Here is a 16,908-nt window from a genome sequence, read left to right as displayed (position 1 = left end):
AGAACAGGTGCTGCGTAGCCGATCGTCGCGAATGAAGGGGTGAGGCCGATGATCAGAGAGCCGAGCGCCATCCCGGAGATGGACAGCGTCAGGATAAGCCGGCGGCCGTAGCGGTCGGCCAGCGGCGAAATGATGATTCCGCTGAGCGGGCGTATAACAAAACCGACTGCGTAGGTGAGCAGCGCTGCGACAAGGGACGCGAACGGGTTCTCGCTTGGGAATATCTGTCCCGCGAACACCGCTGCCAGCAGCCCGTAGATGTACCAGTCGTACCACTCCACAAAGTGGCCGATCGTGCCTGCCACCATGTTGACGGAGCGCCGGGGCGGCTCGGGCACTTCCGGAAGGCCCGAGCTGTCGAGCGCATCTTTTGAGGTCTTCATTGAACTCTCCATACTTTCACGTTTGCTGAGGAGCGGTTAGGGGTTGAACCGGAGGCGATCGGTCCTCCGGCTTTTCACCGGAGTCAATAAGATCGATTGCTGAGATCGGTTGCAGAGATCGGTTGCAACAACACTAAGGGCGACAAAAGCGAGTTGTCAACGTTTTTTGTGAGCCGTGTCGCAGGTTCTGGCATTGCAGCCTCTGGGGGAGGGCAACCGCTTTGTGCACTGGGGGCAGACGTGCTGCCTCGGCCGGTTTAGGGGTGGTGTGGCCCATTCATGCTGCGGGCTGCAAGAGCGGCCCGCGTGGAACTGACCGAAATGAGCGGCTCTGGCGGTTGGGCCGTCACCCCTCTGCCGGAAGGGGTGTCTCGTTGTTGAAGTCCAGGTACTGCACGCCGGACCACGCGCATTCCAAACTCCCGTAGACGGACCAGTACTCATCCCAATGGGAAAGTTTCCACTGGTCCCGTTCCAGGCCGCGGCGGATAAGCCGGTCCCGCAGAAGGTCCTGGGGGACCCTCACCCGCACCACCGTGGCCGCAGAGGGTGGCCAATGGAACTTTTCTGCCGCGCGCGTCAGGAAATCCGGTTCGTCGAAGTAGGCTCCGAAGGGGGCATCGAGCACGACGGAGCGGCCCAGGCGAAGGTTCGCCCCGGCGACGTCCAGAAGTGTCTCGTATTCGAGGGGCAGCAGGTTGTCGCGGTAGTAGTCGTTGGATTCCCGGTCGGTGGGGTCGTGTCCGGCTGCCTTCAGCGCGAACTCGACGAAGCGTCCGCATACGCGGTCCTTGTCCAGGTATGCCGCGCTGTGTTCCTTTGCCGTTTTCTGCGCGACCGTCGTTTTTCCGGACCCGGCCGGGCCAATAACAATAAAGACGCTGGGGACTGTCATCGGCGTGCCTCTGCCACTGCTGCCAGGAACTCCTCGGCAGCTTTGGTGACGCGGCTAAAGTCGCCGTCCGGCTGCCATGCTTTTGTCACGTAGCTGCCGACGCCGACACCTGCAACGCCCGCCGCGAACCATTCGCCGACGTTCTGCACGGTCACGCCGCCTGCCGGCATGATCGGCAAATGAGCGAGCGGAGCGAGTACGGACTTGGCGTAGGGGATGCCGCCGGCCTCGGTGGGGAAGAGCTTGAGGATGTCAGCGCCCGCCTCGGCGGAGTTAACCAGCTCAGTGGGTGTGTAGGCCCCGCTAATGGTGGGTATCTGGTACCGGTTTGCTGTCCGGATCATCGCCGGATTCAGCTGGGGACTGACCAGGAATTCAGCCCCGGCGCGGATGCACTCGTAGGCCGAGTGCTCGTCCAGCACCGTTCCGGCGCCGATCGCTACTCCATTGGCCCCATGCCTGGCGGAGAGCCGGCGGATTACATCGACGGCGCCTGGGATCGACAGGGTGATTTCAAGGGCGCGGAAGCCTCCGGCGATGGCAGCTTCCGCAACGCGTTCTGCCACGTCGGCGTTCTCGAGGCGGACGATGAGGACGGCGCCGGATTCATCGATGGTCTGCAGGGTGCGGAGTTTCTTGTACATGTGTGCCTTTCTTGGGGCCCGGGCATGTTGATGCTCAAAGTTGCCTGGGCCACTGTTGAAGTGTCGTTGACAAACTTTCCCACCATCCATACTGTTATTGCAACCGATCTCAGCAACCGATCTCATAGATGCGCTGAGAGCAAGACCCGTACTTAGCAAAGGAGCTGGCAGGGTGAGCAAAACACGCACAATCATTCTTGGTGCTTCACACTGGCACACTCCGCTCTATGCAAACGCCATCGCTGAAGTGCACGACGTCGTTGGCGTCAGTGACGACGACGTATCCCTAGTCAAAGGGCTTGCCGATGCCTGGGAAGCTCCGGTGGAAGCTGACTGGCGCAAGCTGGTTGACCTTCCCAATATTGGGCTCGCCTACGTTTTTGGCCCTCACGATGGCATGGCAGAGAAGTGTCATGCCCTGATCGATCGCGGTATTCCATTCGTGGTGGAAAAGCCACTGGGAACGTCCCTTGCCGAACTTACTGCCGTGCGCAAAGCCGCCGAGGCAGCCGGTGTGCCCGCCACCGTCCCACTGATCCAGCGGGACGGCCCCACCGACCGATGGCTCGCCAAGGCAGGCCGGCCAACATATCAACGGACCTCATTTATTGCCGGCCCGCCCTCCCGCTACCTCAATAACGGCAATAAGTGGATGCTGAACCCGGCCAAGGCCGGCGGAGGGTGCCTGGCGAACCTGGGCCCACACTTCGTGGACCTGTTCCTGCAGGGCTGTAACGCAACCACAGTTCGTGTGCAGTCCCGGCTTTCATCAACGCTGCACGGCGGAGACGTGGAGGACCACGCTAGCCTCATCATCACTACACCGGAGGGACGCGAAGCCATCGTGGAGGTCGGGTACGCCTTCCCGGGCTCGCAGTTGAAGCGTTACTGCAGCTACACCTCGGTCGGTGAGGCAGGATACGCCTCCGTCAACTCCGATGGTTCTGCCACATTCACCGCGTTGGACGGGACAAGCGAGTCCGCCACAATCAACGTGGACAGCGACCCTCTCTACGATCCGTTCGTGCGGCGGGTCGCCCAGACGCTGGAAGATGGATTCCAGGGCTTGCCGACGCTGGCCCAGCTCGAAAACGTCATGCGCCCCATTTGGCAGGCCTATGACGACCAGCACGGAGGAAGAGAACATGCCTGATCTGAGTATCGACGTCGTCGCCAAAGCCGCCGGTGTCCACCGGTCCACGGTCTCCCGGGCATTCTCCCGCCCGGAAGCGGTAAAAACTGAAACCCGCGAGCACATCCTCCGTGTCGCCGAGGGGCTGGGCTACACGATGAGTCCACTCGCCCAGGCACTTCGGACAAAGACCAGCACCTTCATCCCGCTGATCGTCCCTGACATCACCAACCCGTTCTTTGCAGAACTGGCCAAGACGATGACACAGGCCGCCGATGAGCGCGGCTACCAGCTGCTGCTCTGCGTCACCAACGGGGACCCTGCCAAGACCGAGGGATACTTCATCGCCATGCAGGCTATGTATGCCCCCTTCGGGATCGTCGCACCCTCTACAAAGGTCGACACCGCGGCGCTGAAACGCTTCGACTTCGGCCACAAAGTCGTCGTGATCGACCGGGTGGAAGGCGACGATGCGGTCCCAACGGTCACCGTCGACAGCCGCCGCGGAATCATGCTCGCACTGGACCACCTGCATGCACTGGGGCACACGTCGATCGGCTACGTGTCCGGCATCGCCGGAACGCACACCGCCCAGGACCGGATGGACGCGTACCTGGAACTGTCCGCCGAGAGCGGCAGCGCACCAGTCGTGCTGGACAGCGGGTCGGATCTGGATGCGGGCACGCGCGGGGCAGAGCATTTCCTCGAGATGGAGAAACCCCCAACGGCCATCATCGCGGCAAATGACATGGTCGCCTTTGCGGTCATCTCGGCCCTGGGCCGAAGCGGAGTGCGCGTACCCGAGGACGTGTCGGTCATCGGTTTCGACGGCCTGGCCCTGGGCGCCCGGTTCAACCCTCCCCTGACGACCATCCGGCAACCCATCGCCGACATGGGACACATCGCCATCGAACTGGCCGAGAAGCAGAACATCGACGGCTCCGTGGACCACATCGTCCTCGAACCTGAACTTCTGGTCCGTGCCTCCACTTCAGGACCACGCAAATGACCGCGCAGACTAACGGCGCCCCCGCAGAAACACTCCGGCGGTTGCCGGGACTCCAGCACACGGACCACGTCGGCCTGACCGTCCCCAACCTCGAGGAAGGTATCCGGTTCTTCGTCGACGTGCTCGGGGCCGAGGAACTGTACCGCTCCGAACGCGGGCCGGACGAAGAATTCATGCCCACAAACTTCAACGTACCGGCAGATGCGAAACTAACGCTCGCCATGCTCCGCCTGCCCCCGAACCTCAATATTGAACTCTTCGAGTGGAGCAGCGCTGAGCGGCGCGACACCCCGCCACGGCACTGCGATGCCGGCGGACACCACCTGTGCTTCGTCGTGGACGACGTAGACGAAGCGATCACCGTGCTCCAGGAAACACCTGGAGTCCGGGTGCTCGGTGAGCGCAAAGAAGTCGCAGGCGACAGCCCGCGCGTAGCCGGCAACCGCTGGACCTACTTCCTTACCCCCTGGGGCCTGCTGATGGAGATCGTCGACCGGTCCCGCGTCGCAGCCCCACCCCGGCTGGTCGGTCCTGCGGACTGGGCAACGGCTCCAAACACTTCCCGAAAGGACAACCAATGATGCGGCTTGCAGGTCACACACTCGGAACCCCGGACCACACCGTTCCCCAGGCACTGGCGCTCTTCAAAGCCGCCGGCCTCGACGCCGCGGAAGTCATCTACCAGGACGACTACACCTCAGGACTCCCTCTGGGGGACCGGCGCGCCGCGATGGAGGCATTGAAGGCTGCCGACGGCGAAGGCGTGCCGATCGTAGGCCTTACGCCATACACGACAGCCATCAACTCCCTCGATGACGTGGAGTGGCGCGGCGCTGTCGATGAATTCCGGGGCGCCATTGAAACCGCGCACATGGTCGGGGCTGACCGGGTCCGTGTCTACGCCGGGTCCTGGCACGCCGGAGACTCCGACCATCCCCGGCGGTGGGCAAGACTCGTGGATGCGCTGCAAACCCTTGCACCTGAAGCTGAACAAGCAGGCGTACGGCTGTGCGTTGAGAACCACTTCGGCACAATGACCCAGTCCGCGGCCGAGACCGCAGCCCTGGTCCGCGAAGTCGCGCACCCGGCCATCCGCGTTCTGTACGATCAGGCGAACCTGACATTCACCCACGACGAAAAGTTCGAACAGGCCCTCGCTGTCCAAGGCGACCTGATCGGACACGTGCACGTGAAGGACCTTGTCTTCACCGATCCCAACGCCGCGTTCCGCGCAACCGAAACAGCCCGGGTTAACGCTTCCGAGCGGGCCGTACGGTCCCGCGTCGTAGGAAGCGGCGTCGTTCCCTGGCCCCAAATTCTCGCCGGGCTGGTGCAGCACGGCTACGACGACGTGCTCAGCATCGAGCTTGAATACCGCTGGCACCGGCAAGACCTTCCCAAGCCCGAGGACGGATTCAGGGAATCAGCCCACGTCCTGCGCGCCATGCTCTCTGACCCCGCCCAAGTAAGGAACGCCCGATGAACACCAACCGCCTCCGCGTCGGCGTCATCGGCGCCGGAAACATCGCCACCATCGCCCAGCTGCCCACACTCGTCCAGCGCGAAGACGTTGAGCTGGCCGCCCTGGTGTCCCGCCGTGAGGATCCGGGCAGCCTGGTCCGACGCTGGGGCTTCGGCTCCGCATACAAGTCCGCCGAGGACATGCTGGATTCACAGGACCTGGACGCAGTCTTCGTCCTCACACCCCGCTCCGAACACGCCCACGCGGTCCAACTATGCCTCAGCCGCGACGTCGACGTCTTCTGCGAAAAACCCCTCGCTCCGGCAACCGAGGAGGCAGAACGCCTCGCCGACCTCGCCGATGAGCGCGGCCGCATCCTGATGGTCGACTTCAACCGCCGCTACGCCCCCGTTTACACCGCCGGCCGTGAGCTGTTTGGCACGAAAGGTGCTACTTTCTGCGTCGCACAAAAGAACCGCCCAGGATCCGAATACCGCGCAACGTTCGAGAACGCCATCCACATGGTCGACCTGCTCCGCTGGTACTGCGGCGGCGAACCAGTGGACGTGGCCGCACACGCAGCCGGTGACGACCCGTGGGAAGAAGACGGCGTCGCAGCCATGATCCGCTTCAGCACCGGCAACACCGGAGTGCTCATGGCAGCCCGGACAGCAGGAGCCTGGAATGAAAAACTCGACGCCTACGGCGACGGCAAGACCGTGGAAGTCAGGGCACCGGAAACCGTCTCGACCACCGTCCGGGGAGTCACCACCTCACGGGAGCTCAGCGCCGAGGCCTACGGCTGGGCAACAGCAACCGACACGCTCGGCTTCTCCGCCGCCGTCCACCATTTCCTGGACCGGGTCGCCGACAGGGCGCAGCCACTGACCTCCGGCCGCGACGCCGTCCATACCCAGCGGCTGCTCGACCGGATCCTCGCCGCCTCCGGACTGCCCACAGAAGAACAACAAGGCCGGCAATGGGCCAGCCACGCCGTTAGCGGCAACAGCTAGTCAGCACCGGCACGTACGCCACCCTGGACCGGGGGATTGCAGACAACAGGCTTCAACAGTGCAGCAGAAGGTCAGGGCGCGGAGCGACGCCCACTAAAAGCAGCCGCGCCCGGAGCCATGGCACACCCTTTGGGAAACACCTCAAGTAAGGACCTAGAAAGATGAAACGAGCAGACCAAGTCGTTCTGGTGACCGGATCAAGTGGCGGAATCGGCGATGCAGTCGTCAGCGCACTCACAGCCGAAAGGGCCCTCGTCATAGGTGCCGACCGTGGCCCGAAAGAGGGCCAGGAACTCACCGGCTTCTTGTCATCGAAGTCGTCCAGGTCCGCGTGGCTCCCGATATCTTGCAGGACAGGCTGCGCAAGCTCGCACAGTGGGACGAGTACGGGGCTGAGCACGGCGACCAACTCTGCTCCTGGACAGATGTTCCAGTGACGGAGCTGGGTGCACCGCGCGAACGGGCGAACCCGATGATCAGCGGAACGACGACGCTCATCGCGCACCTGGGATATCCCACGCACACGTTCAAGTCGTCTCTGATCTGCAACCCATGGTTTGAAACGCACGCGATCGATGCAGTCGTCGTCCCCATGGGGATCAAACCGGAGGACTACCCCGACTTCTTCCGCTCCGTCTTCACGCTAACCAACATCCGAGGTGCGCTTGTCACCATGCCGCACAAGGTGGTCACCATGAACCTCGTCGACGAGGTCAGCCCAACCGCCCAGATCGCCGGTGCCACCAATGCCGTCCTCAGGCGAGATGACGGATCACTGTTAGCCGAGCAGTTCGACGGAGCAGGTTTCGTCCGCGGCGCGCTGCGCAAAGGATTCGACCCTCACGGCAAGCGGGCCCTGGTCGTCGGCAACGGAGGCGTGGGCTCGCCGATCGCCGCCTCACTGGCGGGCCTCGGACTTGCCGGCATCGGTTTGTTCGACCCCGATACAGGCGCCTCCGACACGCTCGCCCAGCGCATCAGCGCCCACTACCCTGACGTGCAGATCGCCATGGGGTCCAAAGATCCCGAGGGCTACGATCTGATCGTCAACGCCACCCCGCTCGGCATGAGGGACGGTGACCCCATGCCTGTCGACATCGACCGGATCACCCCCGGCTCCTATGTCGGGGACGTCGTGCTGAAGGCCGAAATGACCCCATTCCTGCAGGCCGCCAAGCAGAAGGGATGCACAGTTCAGGTCGGCAGCGACATGCTGTTCGAGATGATCCCCGCTTACCTCGAGTTCTTCGGATTCGGCACTGCGACAGCCGAAGAACTCCGCACAACAGCGCAAGCGCCCTTATGAAGAAAGGCCTCCGTGACGATGAGGTAGGTGTGAGTCGACCCAAGGCATCCCTCAACCGATAAAGATCCCTTGCGGATGACCGCCCGAAGCCGGCCTCGAGTGGCCACCCCGATAGTGGTGGCTTACTCGGTTCGGGCGATCGTCCTAATTTGCATTTCTCGGAGAGGGCACGCGCAGCTCTTACGCTGGTATCAGAATAGAGCGAAATTCCGCTTCCCTGACAGTGGCTCCATGATGTTCTCAGAATCCACCCTGACAGTCGCCGGAAGCTCGAAAACACCGAAAGTCCATGGAATTGCCACCTACGAAGTCCATTTCGGGCAATGGGCGGCCATGTCACCTGATGTAACTGGTCGGACGTCGCAGAACAACCCAGAGCCCACCCCACACGCCGAGTCCTCCCACGTCAGCCCGCTCCGACGTCAGGTTGGGGTGTAGCTCAATCGGGATGTGAGGTTCCACCGGACTGCGCCTGTTTCCGGGAAGCGTGAACTTAAAGGTGTCCCCGACTCTCTTGTGTTGTCGTCAACCGGCTCGTTGCTGGCCTTGGCCAGGCATCCCCGAAGTACCGGTGTCATTACATGCTCACGAGGGCAGGAGAAGGACGCCCACGGCTTGGAACGATTCCCCCGGATCCCGCTGTGTGCAGTCCAGGATCGCGTCACCGCAATCCGGGGGGGAGGCTGAACCGATCGCTGCGTTCAACGCGGCGTTGGGCGTGTGCTGAATGGCTGAAAGTGCCGCCGATTCGTTGCCGGACGGCCACCGAGGAAACAGGGAGGCTATGGGTTGACGGAGACGCCTCCGTCAACGTAGAGATCCGCGCCGACGATGAAGCTGGCGGCGTCCGAGAGCAGGAACGCGGCGGCTTCGGCGATCTCGCCGGGTTGCCCGAGCCGCCCAATGGGCTGCGCCTTCTTCACCACCTCCGCCGCCGCCGGGTTCTTTAGTCCCCCGGCGGCGAGGGGCGTTTCCGTCGAGCCGGGGAGGATGGCGTTGATACGGATGCCCTTGGCGGCGTAGTCCCAGGCGGTCTGTCGGGTGAGACCGAGCGCACCGTGCTTGCTGGCGACGTACGCGGGAAGTCCCGGGTACGCGAAGCGGCCGGCCGTGGAGATCGTATTGACGATGGACCCGCCCCCGTGTGCGAGGAAGTACTGGATCTCGTGCTTGAGGGAAAGGAACACCGCATTGAGGTTCACTGCGATGACCTTCTGCCACGTCTCGAAGCTGGTCTCGGCGATGGACCCGTGGGGACCGATGATGCCGGCGTTGTTGAATGCGCCGTCGAGACCACCGAAGCGTTCCGCCGCGGTTGCGACGAGGTTCTTCACGTCTGCCTCGTTGGTCAGGTCCGTCTTGACGAACACAGCCTCGCCGCCAGCGTCCGCGATGAGGTCCGCGACGTCGTTACCGCCCGTCTCGTTGACGTCCGCGATCGTGACCTTGGCTCCGCGTGCGGCGAACAGCAGCGCAGCTTCCCTGCCCATGCCGGAGCCGCCGCCAGTGACGATGATTCTCTTCCCGGTGAGGTTGAGTCTGCTGTATGCGGAAGAAGGATCAGTCATTATTGTTTTTCCTTAGAGTTTGACCTGGGAGCCTGACGAGCAATAGGTGCTAAAGCAGCCTGAACATCGCATGCGTTGATTAGGGGAATCGGAGGCATAGCCGCTTGTGACGGGTCGGGTGTAGTGCCGTGAAAATATCGAGCAGTAAGGGACGTAGGAGACGTTGAGGAGTCGCAGCGATTGTCGGGAAAAATCATCCTGGACCCCGCTGTAAAAAATATTAATGAACGCGCTTACACGGAGTTTCGAGCTTTAGGTATGCGCTGCGAAGGATTTCTATGGCTCTCTATCGGAAGGAAAATGGTCAAGTGAGCCTCCTTGTAGGAGTTCAGTCCCTGTATCCAAGCGAGTCCTAGGTTGCGGGCATAAAGTAGTCTCGTTGCATCGTAATCTTGCCCGTCTCATCGAACTGCCACACCCACACGAGAATCGCGTGGATGTCGCCAGCCCCGTTTCGCCGTGTGGCTCGCCACTTACATTCAAAGATGCCGGTATCACTGGAAAAATGCGTTCCGATGGTTTCGGTGATTTCTACTCGCTCCATGACGTCCCGGACACCATCTGATGCGGCAAAGTACTCATCCTGCCCACCGCTGCGCCCACCCGGAATCTCCACCCAAATCATCTTGTTCGCATAGAATTGCTTGATGTTGTGTGGCGGGGTGTTATACACGTCAAGGAATTCTTTAACGAATCCTTCGAAATCGCTTGCTGATTGCACTGCTGCCATTTTCTTGGCCTCCTCTGAGGAACTGTTTATTTCCTTTTCGCTTACGTTTTTGCCGTAGCGATATTTGGCGTTCTATACCGAGACGACACCCAGCCGCTGGTATTGAGCGGTCAAGCAACACCAGTAACTTCAGCATTGACAACGCGGATTGTCAATGCTCTATTCTTTTTCCTGGCGAAGAGACCGGGGCGGCGAGGCGAGAGGATCGAATGTGACAATCTAGGTGGCCGGTTCCATGTGGCGGGGCAGGACGGCGGACGAGTGTCGAGCCGCCCGCAGAGGCCAGTCAATGGAAGCGGCCCACCTCGTCACGTCCGGTGGAATAGGCACCCTGGGGGTTCGGGCCACCTGCCGGGAAGCGGACCTCACCGAGCATTACTTTTACGGGAACTCCGAAAACTGTCAACGACCGCATCAGCTACATAGATGACTGCGTCCGGGCCGAGGCTCTTCAGGCCATGCAAGAGGCCATGATAGAGGCCGAGCCGGGACTTCCTGCAGCGGAGGCGGCGATCAGGGCCTTTGTGGACTATCTAACCGGGGGTCCGAGACGTGCGAAGATCTTCCTGATGGAGGCCGGGGTACTCCTGGTCGAGGCGGAGATAATTCGAGACCTGGATACGAGCAGACAGATCAAACCGTTGACGCTCGACTCTAGACACCGGCACCAGCTGAACACGTCGTCATGCGGTAACCAATCCGCTAATATCAGCTGACCTGCCAGGGCCGAAAGGACGGCTCACCACCACTCACACCACGACCGGCCTCCCTAGGATGAGCGGCCCCCGGAACCAAAGCCAGGAGCCGCTTGTCCATTCCTCTTGACAACCGTATCTAAATGTCGGCGGCGATCTCTTCGAGTGAACGATTCTTCGTTTTGACGCCCATCAGGAGGATGGCCGCAGAGACTACCAGGCAAACTATGATCGCCCAGCACGCGGCGACCGCGCCGTACGACGCGAGGACCGGAATGACGACGAGCGGGGCCACGGCGCCCCCTAGGTGTCCGATTCCGTCACAGATTGACGCTGCGGTGCCCCGCACGCTCGTGGGAAACACCTCGGCCGTATACGTATAGGCGGGCGTGACCATTATGGCGATGCCGAGAGTGGTGCCCAGCGAACCAACGGTTGCTGTCCATTCACCCCAGCCAAGGACCATCAGCAGGACGGAGAGGGCAAAAATCATCACACCGGTGATGACGATGTTGCGGCGCTCGAACCTCTCGATTATCGCGAAGACCCCGATCGCGCTGACGATCGGCATGATTCGGCCCAAAACAGTGATGAAGAGCGCATTACTCGTCGTGATTCCCAGACCTTCCAGAATGAGCGTCTGGTAGCTATAGAAGCCGTACATGCCGATATAGAAGATGAACCAGAACGAGAGTACGAGCCACAATCGGGGGAGTAATCCGGAGTTGATTAGGGTTCGGAGCGGGCCCGTCAGAGACTTCTCCTTGGTTTCCTGGAGGTATTCAGCGTCAGGGGAGAGTTCTTCGCCGCCAGCGCCCACATACAAGTGGGAGGCCGCGCTGCGGGCTTCACTGTGGCGTCCCTTTTCTTCTAGCCAGCGAGGGGACTCGATGAGATGGTTTTTGTTGATCAAGGGGACGACCAAAAGGACCAATCCGCCGAAGGCCAGAAGATAGCGCCATGCGGACCCTGGCATGGCGGCCAATATAGGCAACGACACGAGCCCGGCGACGAGCAGCAACGGAGCCTGGAAGAGGAAGATCCGGGCCAGATAGCGTCCTCGTTGATTCGCCGGTGCCACTTCTCCGATGTAGGCCGAACAGATTGCTAGGACTGCGCCCATTCCGCAGCCGGCGAGGAAGCGGAAGAAGGAGAACGACTCAACATTCCACGAGAAGCCGCTGAGCAAGCCTCCGATGCCAAGCGTGATGAAGGTAAGGCGCAATCCCAACTGGCGCCCAAACTTGTCGGCGAGGTATCCGAAGGCATAGGCGCCTACCGCGTAGCCCACAAGGTTCCACACCACAGGCCAGGCGAAGTCTGCAGCAACCATGCCCAGACCGGAACGAAGGCCCGGAATGACGAGGGAAAAGACGGTGACCTCATAATTCGAGAAGAAGTACGCGCAGAATAGCGCGAGCCCCGCCCCTTTGGAAAGGCCGACCCGTGGCATGGAGTCGATAACTTGGCTGATAGTCCGTCTGCCGACGAGTTCGCTGGCAACGGTAAAGTTTTGAGGATTCGACATAAGTTCTCTTCTGCAGGGCCGACGAGTAGTCGGCGGGATGCGGGATGAACGGGAGCGGCAAACTTGTGCCCACCTAAAGCCGAGCAGCGAAGCCGACGCCGTAATGTTTGGCAGCTACGTATTCTCATGAACTCTGTAGAGGCCTGAAACTACGAAGCTTTGGGGAAGAACATCGTCGAGCTTCCTTTAGCCGGCTCGTCTTACGCGACTTTGGTGTTGCGTGGATCACGTGCACGGCTATTCCAACACTGACAATGCGGGTTGTCAAGGCTCTCGTATAGGCGAAAGTTCGGCCGGCAGATATCTCGCTGGCGGCCAGTTCCTCGTGCTGCAGCTGCGGGAGTGTTACAAACTGTAGGACATTGACAACGGACGTTTTCCATGTTGTATTTGTTAGCCAAGGCAGCAACAGGCGGAAGCGTTCGGCTGTATCCCAGCTGACGCCATCCGTGTGGCACTACGCGTCAGGCGGGACGAAGTTCGGCGTCTCGTTCGCTGGCGGTAGCCGTCTACAGCAGAGAGGCTGGAGAAATGGCGAAACCATCTTGGCCCCTTTTCGGGATACATTTGAAGATTTTCAAGTACAAGGCGAAATCGGACGCCGTCTATTTGGATATGCGATGGCAGTGATTGCTGCCAGAACGTGTAATCCTGGCATCACCAACGCCACGCGGCGAAAGTGCGAGACGGTTTGCCGGGATCAAGTAAACAGCAAGAGGTTGACGTGCACGCCGCACCCAATCAGTAGCGGCGGGGAGCATCCGCATGCCGAGAACAGCAGGCAGGGCGCCAGGCCGCTGGATCAGGGAGTCTGTCCTGAGTCGAGTCTCAAGCCTACGGGGCCTATAGCCCACCATCAACACAATCGACAAGGAGTGACCTATGTCTAGGAACAATCAGCGGAACGTTTCCGAGCGATATTGTGTCGTCGGCGCCGGCCCGTCAGGCCTCATCGCGGCTCGGGCGCTCTTGCGCCGTGGCATCGAAGTGGACATCGTGGATCGGAATCCTACAATCGGCGGCGTATGGGAAATTAGTCACGCCGACAGTCCCGTTTACGAATCGTGCAATTTTATTTCGGACAAGAAGCATAGCGGTTTCATCGGTTTTCCCTTGCCCGACACTTACCCCGACTATCCGCGGTGGGATCAAATTCGTGATTACGTAAGGATGTTCGCAGACGCCTATGATCTCACTGGCCGCGTTGAATGCGGGCTTGAAGTGACTTCTGCTGCACCGATCTCGCCATCGGGCCGAGATGGCTGGCGGGTCCGGTTTGCCACGGGGGAGGAGCGTGAGTATCGGGGTGTGATTTGGGCCTGCGGACAGCAGCACACAGCCTACATGCCTACGCTTCCGGGCGCCGAGACATTCACCGGGGAAATCATCCACAGCAGTGAGTACAAGAGCCACGGAACGTTCTCTGGTCGGCGAGTTGTCGTTGTCGGAGGCGGTAACAGTGGTGTGGACATCGCTTGCGACGCAGCCTCCGTCGGAGCCAGTGCAGCGCTCTCTCTGCGCCGTGGCTACTGGATCCTGCCGAAGCGCGTCTTCGGACTCCCATTTCAAAGCGTACTTGATGGGACGATACAGGTGCCGGCTGAGCTCGGCGTCCAAGTGCCCGAGGACCTGGCCGAACGGCGTGCATGGATTGTCAGGACTTTCGGTGACTACGAGAGGATGGGACTTCCCATTCCTGACGAGCCGTTCGGGGCGAGCCATTCCACAGTTAATGACCAGATCGCCCACTACCTTGCGCACGGATGGCTTTCGATCCGGCCGGACATCGAACGCCTCGACGGTAATGATGTCGTGTTTGTCGACGGCACGCGAGAGGCGGTGGACATCATTGTCATGGCGACAGGTTTCACGCTGTCGATCCCGTGGCTGACTCCCGAGCTCGTGGATTGGGTCGAAGACCAGCCATACTTCCACGTTGGTTCCATGTCACGAGTGGTGCATGGGCTATACGCCTGTGGGCTCGTACATTTCGGGGCCAACACATACGTAACCTGGGACCAATTGTTTCAGGTCGCGGTCGCCGACATTGTCGCGGAACTTACCGGAGAAGGCGCGGAGCGTGCGGCTAAGATTCGCGAGGAATACCGACCGAACCTCAAGGGTGACCTCCCTTTGCGGAAGGTACATCGCAATATAAATCATTACGACATCCAGGCTCTGCGGAAAACATTCGCGGAGCTTCGGGACGAGTTTGATATCGAGGTCCCGGAGCAGGGCGATCTCGATTTCTACCCAATGCATCCCGCCCTTGCGGACGTTCATTAGCACCCTGCGTTGCATAAGGTTGCGTCAACCATCAAGCGCCGAGCGCGTAGGTTTACGTTGGTGTGGTCTCATCAAGTCGAGGGCCACTTCCGAAGACGGCGCCAAAATATGAGGACGACGGCAACATCTGGTTGCTCGACACCGGGGTCGACGACGTCTTGAACGTTATTTGGCAGGCTCTCCACGGCAGAAATTGCTTGGCATGCCATCCTCGGCAGCTGAAGCCTCCATCGGCAGTGCCGCTAACTCGACGACTGGTGAAGCCGTCAGCGCGTTCGTGGTGCTGCTGCACGCTAATACCATCAACGACCCAGGGCCGTCGTCATCCTGCGCAACCAGGTGGGCAAGGAGGACGGTCCACTTGCGAAACCGGGCCAAATCCTGGTTGTTCCCGAGTTGCCTAAGACCCGCTCTGGCAGGATCATGCGGCCCATCACTCGAGGACATCACCGAAGAGCGTGAAGTCGGCGAGGCGACACCTTGGCAGACAGCGCAGTCCTAGTCTAGATGGCCAGCTCCTAAGGGGCATAGATACACCTGCAAGGTCTGAATCTGAAATGACAAAATGCTGGATTGCTTGCTGACTGGCTTGAGGAACTGGATTGATGTGTGCCGCTCGGGCGGGGGGTTTTCTCGGCGAGTGATTCGGTTGGATGAAAGAGAGAGTGAACGTGACACGTATTGGCGTCGTGGCCGAGTTGGGTCGCGAGAGCCGGGTGGCGGCGACGCCCACCACGGTGAAGCAGTTGTTGGGGTTGGGCTACGAGGTTGTGGTTGAGAAGGGCGCGGGTGAGTCCGCGTCGTTCCGTGATGAGGCTTATGCCGAAGCGGGTGCCCTGATTGTGGGTGCCGATGAGGCTTGGGGCAGCGAGGTGGTGCTGCGGGTTAATCCGCCCACTGAGGATGAGCTCGGCCGGCTGGCCGTGGGGGCGACGCTGATCGGGTCGTTGAGTCCGGGCTTGCGGCCGGAGCTGGTGGAAGCGTTGGCCGCGCGTCCGATCACGGCGCTGGCGTTGGATGCGGTGCCGCGGATCTCGCGGGCCCAGTCGATGGATGTGCTCAGTTCCATGGCGAACATCGCCGGGTACCGTGCGGTGATCGAGGCAGCGCACGAGTTCGGCCGGTTCTTCACCGGACAGGTCACCGCGGCGGGCAAGGTCCCGCCGGCCAAGGTCCTGGTCGCGGGCGCGGGCGTCGCCGGATTGGCTGCGATCGGTGCCGCGTCCAGCCTGGGCGCGATTGTCCGCGCGACGGACCCACGACCAGAGGTCGCCGACCAGGTGAAATCCATTGGCGGGACCTATCTTAAGGTCGAGGTCGCCGAAGAGATGAAGTCCTCCGACGGATACGCAAAGGCGACGTCCGAGGCGTATAACGCTCGGGCCGCGGAAATCTACTCCGAGCAGGCAGCGGATGTGGACATCATCATCACCACAGCCCTGATCCCGGGCCGTCCCGCTCCGAAGCTCCTCACCGCCGAGGACGTGGCGTCCATGAAGCCGGGCAGCGTGATTGTTGACATGGCCGCTGGGCAGGGCGGCAACGTCGAAGGCTCCGTCGCCGGGGAACGGATCGTGACCGATAACGGGGTGGTGATCCTGGGTTACACGGATCTTCCGGCGCGCCTCCCGGCCCAGGCCTCCCAGCTGTACGGGACGAACCTGGTGAACCTGCTCAAGCTCCTGACCCCGGACAAGGACGGTCAGCTTCGGATCGACTTTGATGACGTGGTGCAGCGTTCGGTGACGGTGGTGCGCGAGGGTGAGAAGACCTGGCCGCCGCCACCGGTCCAGGTTTCGGCCGCACCCGCGGCCAAGACCCAGCCTGAGGTTGCGGAAAGTCCTGCGCCGAAGAAGAAACAGGGCCTCAGCGCCGCCGGTAAGGCCGGGCTGTTCGCCGCGGGCATCGCCGCGCTGTTCCTGGTCAACGCGGTTGCCCCGGCGCCGCTGCCGCAGCACTTCACGGTCCTGATGCTCTCGGTCGTGGTCGGCTTCTACGTGATCGGGAAAGTCCACCACGCCCTGCACACCCCGTTGATGTCCGTCACGAACGCGATCTCCGGAATCATCGTCGTCGGGGCCCTGCTCCAGGTGACCTCCGAGAACATCGTCATGCAGGTGCTCGCCGCCGTCGCGGTGCTGCTGGCCAGCATCAATATTTTCGGCGGCTTCGCTGTCACCCGTCGCATGCTCGCGATGTTCTCGGCCGGGAAGGCACGTTCATGAGCGCCGCCATGCACGCAGCAGCAGCAACGATT

General features: G+C 61.3%; 15 protein-coding genes. 9 read left to right on the top strand and 6 right to left on the bottom strand.

Features of this window, described 5'->3' with window-relative positions:
• From B5520_RS17015 to B5520_RS17005, 3 genes are all read right to left on the bottom strand, one after another.
• Window positions 1–383 (bottom strand): MFS transporter (locus tag B5520_RS17015; RefSeq protein ID WP_139386249.1); only part of this gene is annotated, 383 nt, incomplete at its 3' end.
• A gap of 346 nt (window positions 384–729) precedes the next feature.
• Complete coding sequence (locus B5520_RS17010) at window positions 730–1,278, bottom strand: AAA family ATPase (protein WP_079598256.1); 549 nt, start codon at window positions 1,276–1,278, stop codon at window positions 730–732.
• Window positions 1,275–1,922: a bifunctional 4-hydroxy-2-oxoglutarate aldolase/2-dehydro-3-deoxy-phosphogluconate aldolase gene (locus tag B5520_RS17005; RefSeq protein ID WP_079598255.1), complete on the bottom strand. Its 648-nt coding sequence runs from the start codon at window positions 1,920–1,922 to the stop codon at window positions 1,275–1,277. The genes B5520_RS17010 and B5520_RS17005 overlap by 4 nt, the downstream gene beginning before the upstream one ends.
• Before the next feature lie 172 nt (window positions 1,923–2,094).
• Between B5520_RS17005 and B5520_RS17000 the strand changes: the two genes are divergently transcribed.
• The 6 genes from B5520_RS17000 to B5520_RS16970 all read left to right on the top strand — a co-directional run bounded on the left by B5520_RS17000 (window position 2,095) and on the right by B5520_RS16970 (window position 7,844).
• On the top strand, window positions 2,095–3,075 hold the full coding sequence (locus tag B5520_RS17000) for a Gfo/Idh/MocA family protein (protein WP_079598254.1): 981 nt from the start codon (window positions 2,095–2,097) through the stop codon (window positions 3,073–3,075).
• Window positions 3,068–4,063, top strand: coding sequence for a LacI family DNA-binding transcriptional regulator (locus tag B5520_RS16995; RefSeq protein WP_079598253.1), 996 nt, complete (start codon window positions 3,068–3,070; stop codon window positions 4,061–4,063). The genes B5520_RS17000 and B5520_RS16995 overlap by 8 nt, the downstream gene beginning before the upstream one ends.
• A complete protein-coding gene (locus B5520_RS16990; RefSeq protein WP_079598252.1) occupies window positions 4,060–4,644 on the top strand; it encodes a VOC family protein in 585 nt (194 codons plus the stop codon). The genes B5520_RS16995 and B5520_RS16990 overlap by 4 nt, the downstream gene beginning before the upstream one ends.
• The gene (locus B5520_RS16985) at window positions 4,641–5,546 is read left to right on the top strand and encodes a sugar phosphate isomerase/epimerase family protein (RefSeq protein ID WP_254865612.1); all 906 of its coding nucleotides are present in this window, start codon (window positions 4,641–4,643) and stop codon (window positions 5,544–5,546) included. Before B5520_RS16990 ends, B5520_RS16985 begins: the two co-directional genes overlap by 4 nt.
• Window positions 5,543–6,538, top strand: a complete 996-nt coding sequence (locus B5520_RS16980; protein WP_079598251.1) for a Gfo/Idh/MocA family protein — start codon at window positions 5,543–5,545, stop codon at window positions 6,536–6,538. The genes B5520_RS16985 and B5520_RS16980 overlap by 4 nt, the downstream gene beginning before the upstream one ends.
• 331 nt (window positions 6,539–6,869) lie before the next feature.
• On the top strand, window positions 6,870–7,844 hold the full coding sequence (locus B5520_RS16970) for a shikimate dehydrogenase family protein (protein WP_217700337.1): 975 nt from the start codon (window positions 6,870–6,872) through the stop codon (window positions 7,842–7,844).
• Window positions 7,845–8,626: 782 nt separating this feature from the next.
• On the opposite strand, the gene B5520_RS16965 is transcribed toward B5520_RS16970, so the two are convergent.
• The 3 genes from B5520_RS16965 to B5520_RS16950 form a co-directional block, all read right to left on the bottom strand.
• Window positions 8,627–9,412 (bottom strand): SDR family NAD(P)-dependent oxidoreductase, encoded by a 786-nt coding sequence (locus tag B5520_RS16965; RefSeq protein ID WP_079598250.1) that lies wholly within the window; start codon window positions 9,410–9,412, stop codon window positions 8,627–8,629.
• A 352-nt stretch (window positions 9,413–9,764) separates the two neighbouring features.
• Window positions 9,765–10,142, bottom strand: coding sequence for a hypothetical protein (locus B5520_RS16960; protein ID WP_079598249.1), 378 nt, complete (start codon window positions 10,140–10,142; stop codon window positions 9,765–9,767).
• An 834-nt stretch (window positions 10,143–10,976) separates the two neighbouring features.
• Entirely contained in the window at window positions 10,977–12,365 is a 1,389-nt protein-coding gene (locus B5520_RS16950; RefSeq protein ID WP_079598247.1) for an MFS transporter, read from the bottom strand.
• Window positions 12,366–13,247: 882 nt separating this feature from the next.
• Here B5520_RS16950 and B5520_RS16945 point away from each other — a divergent pair.
• The 3 genes from B5520_RS16945 (at window position 13,248) to B5520_RS16940 (ending at window position 16,876) form a co-directional block, all read left to right on the top strand.
• A complete protein-coding gene (locus B5520_RS16945; protein ID WP_079598246.1) occupies window positions 13,248–14,651 on the top strand; it encodes a flavin-containing monooxygenase in 1,404 nt (467 codons plus the stop codon).
• A 339-nt stretch (window positions 14,652–14,990) separates the two neighbouring features.
• A complete protein-coding gene (locus B5520_RS23270) occupies window positions 14,991–15,113 on the top strand; it encodes a hypothetical protein (RefSeq protein WP_176156901.1) in 123 nt (40 codons plus the stop codon).
• A gap of 209 nt (window positions 15,114–15,322) precedes the next feature.
• Window positions 15,323–16,876, top strand: coding sequence for a Re/Si-specific NAD(P)(+) transhydrogenase subunit alpha (locus B5520_RS16940; RefSeq protein ID WP_079598266.1), 1,554 nt, complete (start codon window positions 15,323–15,325; stop codon window positions 16,874–16,876).
• Window positions 16,877–16,908 lie beyond the last annotated feature (32 nt).

The organism is Arthrobacter sp. P2b (genome assembly GCF_900168295.1).
GTDB lineage: Bacteria > Actinomycetota > Actinomycetes > Actinomycetales > Micrococcaceae > Arthrobacter.
Note: the sequence above shows the minus strand (reverse complement) of the source record. Positions and strands in the feature narration are given on the sequence as shown.